Here is a 13,751-nt window from a genome sequence, read left to right as displayed (position 1 = left end):
GGAACCGATGTAGCCGATGGAACCGACGGACCGATCGAGCACGGGGAGTATTCATGAGACCGGGTCACAGCGTGACGGTGTACGGCGCGTACGGGCACACCGGGCGGTTCGTGGTGGCGGAGCTGCTGGCGCGCGGGTTCGTCCCGGTGCTTTCCGGTCGCGACGCCGGCAAACTGCGGGCGTCGGCGGCGGCCGGGACCGGCCTCGACGTCCGGCCGGCGTCGGTCGACGATCCGGCCGCGCTCGACCGCGCCCTGGCCGGTGCGGCGGCGGTGATCAACTGCGCCGGCCCCTTCGCCACGACCGCCGCCCCGGTGATCGAGGCGGCCCTGCGCGCAGGTGTCCCGTACGTCGATGTGGCGGCCGAGATCGAGGCCAACCTCGACACGGCGGCACACTTCACGGACCGCGCCCGTGCCGCGGGAATCGCGGTCGTCCCCGCGATGGCCTTCTACGGCGGCCTCGGTGACCTGCTCGTCACCGCGGCCATGGGCGACTGGACCGCGGCCGACGAGGCGCACGTCGCCTACGGGCTGGACAGTTGGCACCCCACCCCTGGGACGCTCGCCGCGGGCAGGGCCTCCCAGTCACGACGCGACGGTCACCGGGTCCGGTACCGGAAGGGGCGGTTGGAGTATCACCGGGACGAACCGACCACCCTCGACTGGCCCTTTCCCGACCCGCTGGGCACCCGGGCCGTCGTCGGGGAGTTCACGATGGCCGATGTCGTCACCGTGCCCAGCCATCTGTCCGTCCCCGAGGTCCGCACCTACATGACCGTCGAGGCGGCCGGTGACCTGGCGGCCCCGGACTCCTCACCGCCCGCCGCGGTCGACGAGCGCGGCCGGTCCGCGCAGACCTTCCTCGTCGAGGCCGTCGTACGCGCCGGTGGCGCCGAACGCCGTGCCACGGCGGCCGGGCAGGACATCTACGCCGTCACCGCACCCCTCGCGGTGGAGGCCGTCCAGCGTGTTCTCGACGGGCGGGTCAGCAGGGCGGGTGTCGTCTTTGCCGGCGAAGCCTTCGACGCGCCCGACTTCCTGCAGGCGCTCGCTCCGCACATCGACATCACCGGTACGACGCCGTCATGGCCGTCCGGGGCAGCCGGCCGGCCATGACAGGGGTCAGTGCTGCCGCGGGCCGAGTACACAGAACTCGTTGCCCTCCGGGTCCGCCAGCACCACCCACGGCTCCTTGTCGCTCTGGCCGATGTCGACGTGCCGGGCCCCGAGGGCGAGCAGCCGGGCGACCTCCGCCTCCTGGTCGACCGGGCGGAAATCCAGATGCAGCCGGTTCTTCACGGTCTTCTCGTCGCCGTTCGCACCGAAGAGCAGACCCGGGAGGCGGTCCGGCGCGGGCCTGATCTCGTACTCCTCGGCGGTGTCCATGACCACCACCCAGCCGAGCGCCTCGGCCCACCACCGTCCCAACGCCACCGGGTCCGCCGCGTCGACCACAACCTGCTCCCATTCCAAGGCCATACGGCGAGTCTAGAACCGCCGGACGACCGGAGTGCTGAAGCAAAGCGCGGCGGCACCGGCATCCGTGTCAACTACCCACTGGCGTAAGGAGATCGAACCTATGCATAGGGTGTGACCTGTGACAGCCACTCAGGTCAGTGAGCGTGTCCCGCACTTGTACGCAGCCGAGGGGAAAACCGCCGTCCGATGAACCAGATCCTGTTTGCCGGGGCCATCGGCCTGTTCCTCACCCTCATCGTCACACCACTGCTGATCAAGCTGCTGGCTCGCAAGGGGTACGGCCAGTTCATCCGGGACGACGGTCCCCGCGGCCACCACGGCAAGCGCGGCACACCCACCATGGGTGGCATCGCCTTCATCCTGTCCACCCTCGTCGCGTACGTCCTGACCAAGGTCATCACGGGTGAGAGCCCGACGTATCCGGGTGTCCTGGTGCTGTTCCTGATGGCCGGCATGGGTGTCGTCGGGTTCCTCGACGACTACATCAAGATCGTCAAACGGCGTTCGCTGGGGCTGCGCGCCGGCGCGAAGATGTCGGGCCAGCTGGTCGTCGGTACCCTGTTCGCCGTGCTGGCCATCCGGTTCGAGGACTCCCGGGGCCAGACCGCGGCCTCGCTGAAGCTGTCGTTCCTCACCGACTTCGGCTGGACCATCGGGCCGGTGCTGTTCGTCGTCTGGGCCCTGTTCATGATCCTTGCCATGTCCAACGGAGTGAACCTGACCGACGGCCTGGACGGACTGGCGACCGGCGCCTCGGCCATGGTGCTCGCCGGCTACACCTTCATAGGTCTGTGGCAGTTCCAGAACTCGTGCGCCAACGCGATGAACCTCACCAACCCCGGCTCCTGCATCGAGGTACGCGATCCGCTGGACCTCGCCGTCGTCGCCTCCGCCCTGATGGGTGCCTGTATCGGGTTCCTCTGGTGGAACACCTCGCCCGCCAAGATCTTCATGGGTGACACCGGCTCGCTCGCCCTGGGCGGCGCGCTGGCGGGGCTGGCCATCTGCTCGCGCACCCAGTTGCTGCTCGCGCTGCTGGGCGGGCTCTTCGTCCTGATCACCCTGTCCGTGGTCATCCAGGTCGGCTCGTTCAAGCTGACCGGCAAGCGGGTCTTCAAGATGGCCCCGCTGCAACACCACTTCGAGCTCAAGGGCTGGTCCGAGGTCCTGGTCGTGGTCCGCTTCTGGACGATCCAGGGCATCTGCGTCATCCTCGGCATCGGGCTGTTCTACGCCGGCTGGGCAGCGAGCTGACACCCCTCCCGGGACGGCCACGTGGTTCCACCGTGGCCGCCCCGGGTCCGGCGGACCACTACCCGCCCAGGGGCGCGGGCCCCGTCGGACCGGCCGCGGGCGAGGGGTCCGGGTGTCCGTTCAGGAATCGGCCAGGCGTCGCGCCAGGTACGGCGCCGTCACACCGCGCCGCGCTCTCGCCACCTCGGCGGGAGGGCCTTCGGCGACCACCCGGCCACCGGCGTCCCCGCCGCCCGGTCCCAGGTCGATGACCCAGTCCGCGGTGGCGATCGTGTCCAGGTCGTGCTCGACCAGGACGACGGTGTTGCCCGCGTCGACGAGCCCGTGCAACTGCCGCAGCAGCAGGGCGATATCGGCGGGGTGGAGACCGGCCGTCGGCTCGTCGAGGAGGTACAGCGCGTGGCCGTGGCGGGCCCGCTGCAACTCCGTGGCCAGTTTGATGCGTTGGGCCTCACCACCGCTCAGCTCCGTCGCCGGCTGCCCCAGCCTCAGGTATCCGAGCCCCACTTCCCGCAGGGTCTCCAGGCTCCTGGCGGCGGCCGGTACGTCGGCGAGGAACCCGGCGGCCTCGTCCACGGGCAGGGCCAGCACCTCCGCGATGTTCTTGCCGCGGTACGTGACCTCCAGCGTGTCGGCGTCGTACCGCGCGCCGTGGCAGGCAGGGCACGGGGCGTACGTCCCCGGCAGGAACAGCAGCTCGACCTCGACGAACCCCTCGCCCCGGCAGGTCTCGCAGCGGCCCTCCACCACGTTGAAGGAGAACCGCCCCGCCGAGTAACCGCGCGCCCGTGCCTCGTCCGTCGCCGCGTACAGCTTGCGGACCGCGTCGAACATGCCGGTGTAGGTGGCCAGGTTGGAGCGGGGTGTCCGGCCGATGGGCCGCTGGTCGACCCGGACCAGCCGGTCGAAGGAGTCGAGCCCCGACGCGTCCCGCAGATCGACCTCCAGCTCCGCGGCCGCCTCCCCTTCCCGCTCCTCCTCCCGGCTCTGCCCCAGACGGCCGCGTACGACCTCCGCGAGCACCTGTGTCACGAGCGTCGACTTGCCGGACCCGGACACCCCGGTCACCGCCGTCAGCACCTGGAGCGGGACGCCGACCGAGAGGTCCCGCAGGTTGTGCCGTGAGACTCCGCTCAGCCGCAGCCAGCCCTGCGGTGTCCGGGGCCGAGGCCGCGGCCCGGCCGGCCGGGCGCGCCCGAACAGGTAGCGGCCGGTGACCGACTCATCGACCTGTTCGAGGCCGGGCACCGGACCGCTGTACAGGACACGGCCGCCGCCCTCCCCCGCTCCGGGACCGATGTCCACCACCCAGTCCGCCCGTCGCACGACGTCCATGTCGTGCTCCACGACGAAGAGCGAGTTGCCCGACGCCTTGAGGCGGTCCAGTACGTCGAGGAGCGGTTCCGCGTCGGCCGGGTGCAGTCCCGCGGAGGGCTCGTCGAGGACGTAGACGACGCCGAAGAGCCCCGAGCGCAACTGGGTGGCGATACGCAGCCGCTGCGCCTCGCCGGGCGACAGGGTCGTCGAACGGCGGCCCGGCCCGAGGTATCCCAGGCCCAGGTCCAGGAGCACCTCGATACGGGCGACCAGGTCCGCGCAGATCCGTACCGCGACCTCGTTCGTCTCCCCGGCCGGGTCCGTGGCGGTGGCCGCCCCCGCCTCGGGCAGGCGCGCGACCGGCCGCAGCAGGGCGCCCACCTCGGTGAGGGACAGCGCGTTGACCTCGGCGATGGAGCGGCCCGCGAAGGTCACCGCGAGCGCCTCCGGCCGCAGCCCGCTGCCCTGGCAGCGCGGACAGGGCACGCTCCGGACGAAGCGCATCGCCCGTGCCCGCATCCGCTCGCTCTTCGAGTCGGCCAGGACGTGCATGACGTGGGCGCGGGCGCTCCAGAACGTGCCGTGGTAGCCGTGGTCGACGCGTCCCGGCTCCGGCTCGACGAGTACGGCCGGCTGCTCGTCGGTGTGCAGCAGCCAGTCGCGGTCCTTCTTCCTGAGCCGGCGCCACGGCTTGTCGATGTCGATGCCCAGGCCGCTGACGACACTGCGCAGGTTGGCTCCCTGCCAGGCGCCCGGCCAGGCCGCGATGGCGCCGTCGCGGATGCTCAGGGAGGGGTCCGGTACGAGCAGGTCGTCGGCCACGTCGACGGCTGCGCCCAGCCCGTGGCACCGCGTACAGGCGCCGGCCGCGGTGTTGGGCGAGAACGCCTCGGCGGCGAGCCGCGGTACGCCGGGCGGATGGGTGCCGCAGCGCGAGTACAGGATCCGCAGCAGGTTGGAGAGCGTGGTGAGGGTGCCGACCGTCGACCGTGAACTGGGCGCACCGTGCCGCTGTTGCAGCGCCACGGCCGGTGGCAGCCCGGAGATCTCCTGGACGTGCGGCGCGCCGGCCTGCTGGAGCAGCCGGCGGGCGTACGGGGCCACGGACTCGAAGTACCGCCGCTGGGCCTCGGCGTAGAGCGTCCCGAAGGCCAGTGAGGACTTGCCCGAGCCGGAGATCCCGGTGAAGGCGACCATCGCGTCCCGGGGCACGTCCACGTCGACGTTCTTGAGGTTGCGCTCGCCGGCCCCTCTGACGTGCACGAATCCGTCGGCGGAGGTGGTGTGGTCCATGGCCCCTCCTCGCCCGTGGCGCGTGATCCCTCCGCGTACGAGGGACGGGGACGTCCGGGCCGCCGTGGGAACGGCCCGGACGGTGGGGGCCGGGCCCGTCCGGCAGTGAGCAGGAGGTGGGCAGAGACGGGACCGGGGCACCGAGAGGGTGTTCGACCCCCACGCCTCCAGCCTGACCCCTCCGGCCCGGTTCGGCACCTGGGGCCGTCCTGAACCGGCTCGGCACATCTTGAGCCGCCTCGGGGCACCTTGCTCACGCTGGTACCTACTAGGTACCATGCGCTATGCCGTCCATGGCCGAAGCCGCCTGATGCTTCACATCGACATCTCCTGGCTGCTCGACATCCAGGCGCGAACCGTCCCCGAGGACGTGACCGTCGGGGACTACTCCGCCCTGGAAGCCGCCGTGGCCCGGCACAGGACCCGCATCGTCCGGCCCGGCGTGGCCGCGCCGGACGCCGCCTGGCGCGCGGCGGCCCTGCTGCACACGATCGTCAGGCTGGAGCCCGTGCCGTACCGGAACTCCCTGTACGCCTGCCAGGTCGCCGTCGCCTACATGTACACCTCCGGCGAGGGCATCGATCCGCCGTACGGAGCCCTGGTCGAGCTGGTGCGCGACATCCAGGCGGGCAAGGCCGGCGTCCACCGGGCGGCCGACCTGATCCGTACCTGGCGCGTCCGATAGCGCGCCCGTCGACACACGCGTCGGGGCCTCCCGAAGGAGGCCCGGTTGGAGCCCCCCTCCGGAGAGAGCGTCGAGCGTCTCTCCGGAGGGGGCGATCGAGGGCCGGGGCCGCCCGGCGAGCTGCGGGGAGGCGTTACGCCGGGCGGCCCGGTCGCCCGGGTGTCAGACGCAGCCCGCGGGGGTCGCCCGGGACACGTCGTCGATCAGGGCCTCGTGGGCCGCCTTGACGCGCCGCACATCGGGCTTGACGACCGCACGGTCGTACGTGGTCAGCCCGTTGAGCTCGCCCTCGACGTCCGCGATCTGGGTGTACACCGCGCCGTTGCCGCCCCGGCAGGCCAGGGCGTGCACCTCGTCGAGCTTGGTGAGGTAGTCGTCGGTGTACGTGGCCGGGTCGACGTCGACGTAGGACTGCTGCACCGACCAGGCGTGTCCGGGCACGGCCAGGCCCAGGCCGCCGTACTCGCCCATGACCGTGGCCCGTCTGCCGTCCGGGCTCGGTGGCAGCGCGGGGCTCGGATAGCCGTGCTCGTCCATGATGTCGCCGGTACCGCCGTCGGCGCCGAGGTTGAGGCCCGACTGGTTGTTGACCAGCCGTGTCGGGTCCCAGGCCTTGGCCTGTTCGGCGATGCGGCCCACGTCGTACTGGCCCCACCCTTCGTTGAAGGTGACCCACATGACGATCGACGGGCTGCTGATGTGCTCGTCGATCATCTGCTTCATCTCGCGCTCGTAGGTGGCGCGGGCGGTGGCCGACGGGTTCACGCCCGCCGTCATGGCCGGCATGTCCTGCCACACCATCAGACCGAGCTTGTCGGCCCAGTAGAACCACCGGTCGGGTTCGACCTTGATGTGCTTGCGGACCGAGTTGAAGCCCAGCTTCTTGTGCAGCTTGAGGTCGTAGGCCAGGGCCTCGTCGCTCGGGGCGGTGTGCAGTCCGTCCGGCCAGAAGCCCTGGTCGAGGGTGGCCATCATGAAGATCGGCTCGCCGTTGAGGACGGTACGGGGGGTTCCCCCGATGTTCTCGACGGAGATGGACCGCATGCCGAAGTAGCTGCCGACCCGGTCGGTGCCGACGCTGACCTCGAGGTCGTACAGGAACGGGTCGTCCGGCGACCACAGGCGCGCGTCACGGATCTTCAGGGTGAGCGGGCTGCCGGTGCGGCCGGAGACGGTGGCCACCTTGCGCTTGCCCTCGTACGCGGTCGCGGTGACCGCCACCCCGTCGCGTACGCCCTTCGGTGCGACCGTCAGCGTGCCCGCGGCCACGTCCGGGGTGAGGGCGAGCGAGTCGACGTGGTCGGCGGCGACGGGCTCCATCCACACGGTCTGCCAGATACCGGAGGACGGGGTGTACCAGATGCCGCTCGGGTCCAGGCGCTGCTTGCCGAGCGGCGGGTTCTCGCCGTCCGCCGCGTCCGTCGGGTCGTAGACGCCGACGATCAGCTCCTGGGTGCGGCCCGGCTTGAGGGCGTCGGTCACGTCGGCGCTGAACTTGTCGTAGCCGCCCTGGTGTTCGGCGACCTTGGTGCCGTTGACGTAGACCTCCGAACGCCAGTCGACGCCGCCGAAGTTGAGCTGCAGCCGCTTGCCCGAGCCGATCTTCCAGCCGGCCGGCACCGTGAAGGTCCGCTTGTACCACATGCGGTCCTCGTGCCGTTCGATGCCCGACAGCTGGGACTCGACGGGGTACGGGACGAGGATCTTCTCGGCCAGTTCGCGGCCCACCGGGGGCTGTTCGCCCGCTTCGGCGCCGGCGAACTGCCAGGTGCCGTTGAGGTTCCGCCACGTGTCGCGGGTGAGCTGCGGCCTCGGGTACTCGCGGTGGGCGTTGGCCGGGGTGACGTCGTCGCCCCAGCGGGTGCTCAGCTGGTACGTCGACTGGTTGCTGCCGCTGCTCCAGAAGGACCTGACAACGTTGCCGTCCTGGCCGGAGAGGCCCCCTGAGCCGTCGTAGCGCACATCGGCGGTGCCGCGCGCGGTGCCGGTCTTGTTGCCGACCACGGGTTCCTTGAGCGGAATCAGCAGCGACCTGGGGTCGGCCTGGTTCAGCCGCGCCTTGCCGAGCGGCCAGGTGGCTCCGCCGATCACCGCGTCCAGATGGTCGGTCAGACCGGCCGGGGGCGCCTTGAGTTCCTGGACGAAGTCGAGCCGCAGGGTGCGGCCGTCCTCGAGGACGGTGGCGGCGACGGCCCCGTTGTAGTCGTAGTCCGCGGGCAGCAGGAAGGCCGACTGCGGGACGGCGGTCTTGGTGCCGCCGGGCGGGGTCCAGCGCACATGGAGGTTGGAGCCTCCGACGTGCTCGAAGTACTCGATCTTGATGTCGTAGGCGGTGCCCGCGGTCAACTCCAGCGGCTGCGCGGTCTGTTCGCGGTCCCAGTCGTCGACCCAGTGGTCGATGGCGAGTTCGCCGTCCACCCAGAGACGGAAGCCGTTGTCCCCGATGATCGAGAAGGTCGTGGGACCGGACTTCTCCGGTACGATCCGGCCGGTCCAGCGGACGCTGACGTCGTCCGACCGGCCGGTCGCGGACCGCAGCCGGGACTCCAGGTTGTCGAAGTCGAGCTTCGTATCGAATCCGGTGGCCTTGAGCTCGTCGAAGTCGAAGGCACCCGGGGCGGACTGGGTGTAGTACTCGCCCTTGAGGCCGTGGATCTCGGGAGGGTCCTCCACGGCCGTCGCGACCGGCGCCGCGGCGAGTCCCGCGGCACCGAGCACCGCTGCGAGAAGCAGGGCGAGTCGGTTTCTGAGTGGTCTGATGCGCACGAATCCTCCTAGGGTGAGGAAGGGTGGCGGCTCGGAGCTTCAGTCTGTACAACGTTGGAAGCATGAGGCAGTTCGCATGAGAGCACGGCTCGAAGCCTGCTGTCCAGGTTCATGACAGCTCCGGTCGCGGAGTTCCGTCGATGCCGAGGAGATCCTTTGCGGGTCAGCCTGAAAGACGTGGCCGAACGGGCCGGCGTCTCGATCAAGACCGTTTCCAACGTCGTGAACAACTATCCGCACATCACCCCGGCGATGCGCGCCCGGGTCCAGGAGGCGATCGACGAGCTCGGCTACCGCCCGAACCTCACCGCGCGCCATTTGCGCAAAGGCCGCACGGGCATCATCGCGCTCGCCGTCCCCGAGCTCGGCAATCCCTATTTCGCCGAACTCGCGGGCGCGGTGATCGACGCCGCCGCCGAGCACGAGTTCACCGTCCTGCTCGACCACACGCGGGGCGAACGCGAGCAGGAACTGCTGGTCAGCCAGGGTTTCCGGGCCCGCGTCATCGACGGGCTGATCCTCAGCCCGCTGGAGCTGGAGGCCGAGGACCTGCAGGGCCGGGCCGACGACGTGCCCCTGGTGCTGCTCGGCGAGCGCACGTACGGTCTGCCCTTCGACCACATCGCGATCGACAACGTGGCCGCCGCACGGGCGGCGGTGCGCCATCTACTGGACCGCGGCCGGACCCGGATCGCCTACCTCGGCGCCCGGACGGACTCCGCGAACCGCCCGGCCCATCTGCGACTCGACGGCTGGCGGGCGGAGTTGGCGGCGGCGGGCGTGACGCCCGACGAGGGCCTGATCGTGCCGGTCGGCGGCTGGGACCGGGACGACGGCGCACGCGCCATGGCCGAGCTGCTGGACGCGGGCCACCGGCCCGACGCGGTCTTCGCCTTCAACGACCTCATCGCGATCGGCGCCATGCGGGTGCTGCACGAGCGCGGGCTCAGGGTGCCCTGGGACATCGCCGTGGTGGGCTTCGACGACATCGCCGAGAGCCGTTTCGGCGCCGTGTCGCTGACCACCATCGCGCCGGACAAGCAGGCCATCGCCCGCCTCGCGGTGGCCTCCCTGCTGCGCAGTCTCTCGGGCCGCCAGGAGCCCGGCGGGCGGGAGCTGACAGCGGCGTTCGAGCTGGTGGAGAGGGAGAGCACCCTGGGCCGCCGGTGACGACGGGCCGAAGCAATTGATCGAGATTTCGGACGGAGGGGTTTACACGCTCCTTCCAACGATGTAAAAACCTCCCCTGAACGCCGTGCATGCCGTGTTGACCGTCAAGTGCCGAACTCCCGGGAGTGTTCACAGCTCCGGGGCCGCGCCGTTTTGGGGACCTTCATGAAGTTGACCGCATCTCCTCGCCGCACCACCGCTCGCGCCATACTCGCCACCGGCCTCCTCACGAGCCTGGCACTGACCGGATGCACCAAGTCCGAGGACTCCACCGACGACAAGGCCACCGAGCAGCAGGCCGACGCGGGCCAGGAGGTCGCCTCGCCGAGCGCCGGCTCCGGGCCCACCTGCACCATCGACACGTACGGGGGCAAGAAGCTCGACCTCAAGAACGCCACCGTCGGGTTCTCGCAGTCCGAGAAGGAGGCCAACCCCTTCCGGATCGCCGAGACCGCCTCGATCAAGGCGGAGGCGAAGAAGCGCGGCGTCAAGCTCCTCACCGCCAACGCCCAGTCGCAGTTCTCCAAGCAGATCAGCGACGTCCAGGACCTCATCGCCAAGGGCGCCGACCTGCTGGTGGTGGCACCGCTCAACTCGGACGGCTGGGAGCCCGTGCTGCGCACCGCGGCGGCCAAGCACATCCCGATCGTCACGGTGGACCGGAAGATCAACGCCAAGGCCTGCGAGGACTATGTGAGCTTCATCGGCTCCGACTTCGTGGAGCAGGGCAAGCGGGCCGCCGACCAGATGATCGAGGCGACCGGCGGCAAGGGCGAGCTGGCCATCCTGCTCGGCGCGGCGGGCAACAACGTCACCACGGAACGCACCAAGGGCTTCGTGGACCAGATCAAGGCGAAGGCGCCCGGCCTCAAGGTGGTGTTCCAGCAGACCGGTGAGTTCGCCCGCGAGAAGGGCCAGTCGGTCACCGAGAACCTCATCCAGTCCAAGCCCGGCATCAAGGGCATCTACGCCGAGAACGACGAGATGGGCCTCGGCGCCGTCAACGCCCTGAAGGGCGCGGGCAAGAAGCCCGGCGCCGTGAAGATCGTCACGGTCGACGGCACGCGCAACGCCGTGCAGAGCATCGTGGACGGCTGGATCAGCGGTGTCGTCGAGTCCAACCCCCGCTTCGGGCCGCTCGCCTTCCAGACCCTGGACAGCTTCACCAAGGGCGACGAGGTCGCGCAGGACATCGTCATCAAGGACAGCGCGTACACCGAGGCCAACGCCGAGTCGGACCTCGACAAGGCGTTCTGAGATGCTCTCCGTCACCGGCGTGTCCAAGCACTTCCCCGGCGTGAAGGCGTTGTCCGACGTGGACTTCACCGCCCGCGCCGGGGAGGTGCACGCCCTCGTCGGCGAGAACGGCGCGGGCAAGTCGACCCTGATCAAAGTACTCACCGGCGTCTACCAGCCGGACGCCGGCGACGTCGTGCACAACGGCACGCCGGTCCACTTCACCACCCCCCTCCAGGCCCAGCAGGCAGGCATCTCCACCATCTACCAGGAGGTCAACCTCGTCCCGCTGATGAGTGTGGCCCGCAATCTGCTCCTCGGCCGCGAACCCCGCGGCCGGCTCGGCCTGATCGACTTCCGGCGTATGCACCGTGAGGCGGAGGAGGCGCTGCGCGGCCTGGGCATCCGGGTCGACGTACGCCGTCCGCTGCGGGAACTGGGCGTCGGGGTCCAGCAGATGGTGGCGCTCGCGCGGGCCGTCGCCATCGACGCCCGCGTCGTGATCATGGACGAGCCGACCTCCTCGCTCGAACCGCGCGAGGTGCGCACCCTGTTCGACGTGATCGGCATGCTCCGCGAGCGCGGTATCGCCGTGGTCTACGTCAGCCACCGCATGGACGAGCTGTACGAGATCTGTGACGCCGTCACCGTGCTGCGTGACGGCCGGGTGGTGCACACCGGGCGGCTCGCCGACCTCGAACGCCTGCGGCTGGTCTCGCTGATGCTGGGCCGGGAGATCGGCGAGGTGCGCAGCGAGGGCCTGACCAAGTTCACCGGTTCGCACCAGGCGTCGGCCGAACCGGTGCTGCGGGCCGAGGGGCTGACGATCCGTCACCAGCTGAACGACGTGTCGCTCTCCATCCGGCCGGGCGAGGTGGTGGGTCTCGGCGGACTCCTCGGCTCGGGCCGCAGCGAGACCGCCAGGGCGGTCGCCGGAGCGCTGGCGACCGACTCGGGCCGGGTCTCGGTCGGTGGCGTGTCCGTGCGCACCGGCTCCACACCGGCCGCGATCCGCGCCGGTATCAGCCTGCTGCCCGAGGACCGCAAGGCCGAGGGCATCTCGCCGGGCCTGTCGGTCCGGGAGAACATCGCGCTCGCCGCCCTTCCCGGGCTCTCCCGGTTCGGGCTGGTGGACAACGCCCGCGTCGACAAGGTCGTCGACACGTTCGTGAAGCGGCTGCGCATCAAGTCGGCGGGGCCGCACCAGAAGGTCGGCGAACTCTCCGGCGGCAACCAGCAGAAGGTGCTGCTGGCCCGCTGGCTCGCCATGCATCCGAAGGTGCTGCTGCTCGACGAGCCGACGCGGGGCATCGACGTCGGCGCCAAGGCGGAGGTACAGGCCCTGATCGACGAACTCGCCGAGGACGGACTGGCCGTGCTGCTGATCTCCTCGGACACCGAGGAGCTGATCGAGGGCAGTGACCGGATCGTCGTCCTCAAGGACGGTGCGATCGTCGACGAGCTGACCGGCGACGCCGTCACCGAGGACGCGCTGATGCGAGCCATCGCCGCCGAACCCGCTCCACAGGACCGACCCGCTGAATCCGCCGAACCCGCTGAACCCGCCGGGAGCGCCCATGACTGACCTGACGCTCACCCGCGGCCCGGTGGACCGCGAGCGGCTGCTTCGCCTGCTCCAGGAGTACGGCGTCTATGCGGGCGTCGTCGTGCTCATGGTCTTCAACTTCGCCTTCACCCCGCACTTCGTCTCGGCGGAGAACTTCCGTACCCAGGCCGTCCAGGTCGCGCCGGTGCTCATCGTCGCCCTGGGCATGGCCCTGGCGATCGGCACCGAGGGCGTGGACCTGTCGGTGGGCTCGGTGATGGCCCTGTCCACCTCGCTGCTGTCCCTGTACCTCGGCTACGGGCCTTGGCTGGCCATCCTCATGGCGGTGGTCGGCGGTATCGCGATCGGTCTGGCGAACGGGTCGCTGATCGCGTTCCTGGGTGTCCAGCCCATCGTCGCCACGCTCGCCCTGATGGTCGCCGCACGCGGCATCGCCCTGGTGCTGCTCCCCCAGCTGGAGGACGTACGCGACCCGAGCATGGCGAAGCTCGGTTCCGGTGACGTGCTGGGCGTGCCCTATCTCGTCCTCATCGCCGCGGCCCTGGCGTTGCTGGTGGCCTTCGTGGTGCGCCGCACCATCTTCGGGCGGCAGTTGCTCGCCGTGGGCGACAGCAGGCCGGCGGCCCGTCTCGCGGGCCTGCCCGTGCGCCGGGTCCTCATCGTGGTGTACGCGTGCTCGGGCGCCCTGGCCGCGGTGGCGGGCATCCTCGCCACCGCCCGGCTGACGGCCAGCGATCCCACCTCGCTGGGCACCCTGATGGAACTGTCGGCGATCACCGCGGTGGTCGTCGGCGGCACTCCCCTGTCGGGGGGCCGGGTACGCATCGGCGGCACCGTCGCCGGCGCCGTCCTGATCCAGTTGCTGACGACCACGCTCATCAAACACGACCTGCAACCGTCATGGACGCAGATGGCCCAGGCCGTGGTGATCATCGCCGCCGTCTACGCGGCCCGTGAACGGGGGAAGCGATGACCACGGAAA

Annotated in this window: 10 protein-coding genes; 7 read left to right on the top strand and 3 right to left on the bottom strand. The window is 70.5% G+C overall.

Annotated features, from left to right (window positions below):
• Positions 1 to 53 precede the first annotated feature (53 nt).
• Complete coding sequence (locus ACLVWQ_RS36285) at positions 54 to 1,118, top strand: saccharopine dehydrogenase family protein (protein WP_414113526.1); 1,065 nt, start codon at positions 54 to 56, stop codon at positions 1,116 to 1,118.
• Positions 1,119 to 1,124: 6 nt separating this feature from the next.
• On the opposite strand, the gene ACLVWQ_RS36280 is transcribed toward ACLVWQ_RS36285, so the two are convergent.
• Positions 1,125 to 1,481, bottom strand: coding sequence for a VOC family protein (locus ACLVWQ_RS36280; RefSeq protein WP_414113525.1), 357 nt, complete (start codon positions 1,479 to 1,481; stop codon positions 1,125 to 1,127).
• A gap of 186 nt (positions 1,482 to 1,667) precedes the next feature.
• On the opposite strand from ACLVWQ_RS36280, the gene mraY reads away from it, so the two are divergent.
• A complete protein-coding gene (mraY, locus tag ACLVWQ_RS36275; RefSeq protein ID WP_414113524.1) occupies positions 1,668 to 2,735 on the top strand; it encodes a phospho-N-acetylmuramoyl-pentapeptide-transferase in 1,068 nt (355 codons plus the stop codon).
• A gap of 120 nt (positions 2,736 to 2,855) precedes the next feature.
• Here the strand turns inward: mraY and uvrA are convergent, their stop codons facing one another.
• A complete protein-coding gene (gene uvrA / locus ACLVWQ_RS36270) occupies positions 2,856 to 5,345 on the bottom strand; it encodes an excinuclease ABC subunit UvrA (RefSeq protein ID WP_414113523.1) in 2,490 nt (829 codons plus the stop codon).
• Between the two features lie 307 nt (positions 5,346 to 5,652).
• Between uvrA and ACLVWQ_RS36265 the strand changes: the two genes are divergently transcribed.
• Entirely contained in the window at positions 5,653 to 6,030 is a 378-nt protein-coding gene (locus ACLVWQ_RS36265; RefSeq protein ID WP_414113692.1) for a toxin Doc, read from the top strand.
• Positions 6,031 to 6,192: 162 nt separating this feature from the next.
• Here ACLVWQ_RS36265 and ACLVWQ_RS36260 read toward each other — a convergent pair whose 3' ends face one another.
• Positions 6,193 to 8,796, bottom strand: a complete 2,604-nt coding sequence (locus ACLVWQ_RS36260) for a PA14 domain-containing protein (RefSeq protein WP_414113522.1) — start codon at positions 8,794 to 8,796, stop codon at positions 6,193 to 6,195.
• A gap of 156 nt (positions 8,797 to 8,952) precedes the next feature.
• Between ACLVWQ_RS36260 and ACLVWQ_RS36255 the strand changes: the two genes are divergently transcribed.
• The 4 genes from ACLVWQ_RS36255 to ACLVWQ_RS36240 all read left to right on the top strand — a co-directional run bounded on the left by ACLVWQ_RS36255 (position 8,953) and on the right by ACLVWQ_RS36240 (position 13,742).
• Positions 8,953 to 9,966: a LacI family DNA-binding transcriptional regulator gene (locus ACLVWQ_RS36255; RefSeq protein WP_414113521.1), complete on the top strand. Its 1,014-nt coding sequence runs from the start codon at positions 8,953 to 8,955 to the stop codon at positions 9,964 to 9,966.
• Between the two features lie 165 nt (positions 9,967 to 10,131).
• Positions 10,132 to 11,223 carry an ABC transporter substrate-binding protein gene (locus tag ACLVWQ_RS36250; protein ID WP_414113520.1) on the top strand — a complete coding sequence of 364 codons (1,092 nt, stop codon included), beginning with the start codon at positions 10,132 to 10,134 and terminating at the stop codon, positions 11,221 to 11,223.
• A gap of 1 nt (position 11,224) precedes the next feature.
• Positions 11,225 to 12,787, top strand: coding sequence for a sugar ABC transporter ATP-binding protein (locus tag ACLVWQ_RS36245; RefSeq protein WP_414113519.1), 1,563 nt, complete (start codon positions 11,225 to 11,227; stop codon positions 12,785 to 12,787).
• A complete protein-coding gene (locus ACLVWQ_RS36240; RefSeq protein WP_414113518.1) occupies positions 12,780 to 13,742 on the top strand; it encodes an ABC transporter permease in 963 nt (320 codons plus the stop codon). Before ACLVWQ_RS36245 ends, ACLVWQ_RS36240 begins: the two co-directional genes overlap by 8 nt.
• Positions 13,743 to 13,751: the final 9 nt, after the last annotated feature.

Source organism: Streptomyces sp. CWNU-52B (assembly GCF_047444975.1).
In the GTDB taxonomy this organism is placed as follows: domain Bacteria; phylum Actinomycetota; class Actinomycetes; order Streptomycetales; family Streptomycetaceae; genus Streptomyces.
The sequence above is the reverse complement of the archived record's forward strand: the minus strand, read 5'-3'. Positions and strand labels throughout refer to the sequence as shown.

Excerpts from the sequence above, each read along its gene's own strand:
- ACLVWQ_RS36285 (WP_414113526.1), top strand. The coding sequence starts at position 54 with ATGAGACCGGGTCACAGCGTGACGGTGTACGGCGCGTACGGGCACACC.
- ACLVWQ_RS36280 (WP_414113525.1), bottom strand. The coding sequence starts at position 1,481 with ATGGCCTTGGAATGGGAGCAGGTTGTGGTCGACGCGGCGGACCCGGTG.
- mraY (WP_414113524.1), top strand. The coding sequence starts at position 1,668 with ATGAACCAGATCCTGTTTGCCGGGGCCATCGGCCTGTTCCTCACCCTC.
- uvrA (WP_414113523.1), bottom strand. The coding sequence starts at position 5,345 with ATGGACCACACCACCTCCGCCGACGGATTCGTGCACGTCAGAGGGGCC.
- ACLVWQ_RS36250 (WP_414113520.1), top strand. The coding sequence starts at position 10,132 with ATGAAGTTGACCGCATCTCCTCGCCGCACCACCGCTCGCGCCATACTC.
- ACLVWQ_RS36245 (WP_414113519.1), top strand. The coding sequence starts at position 11,225 with ATGCTCTCCGTCACCGGCGTGTCCAAGCACTTCCCCGGCGTGAAGGCG.
- ACLVWQ_RS36240 (WP_414113518.1), top strand. The coding sequence starts at position 12,780 with ATGACTGACCTGACGCTCACCCGCGGCCCGGTGGACCGCGAGCGGCTG.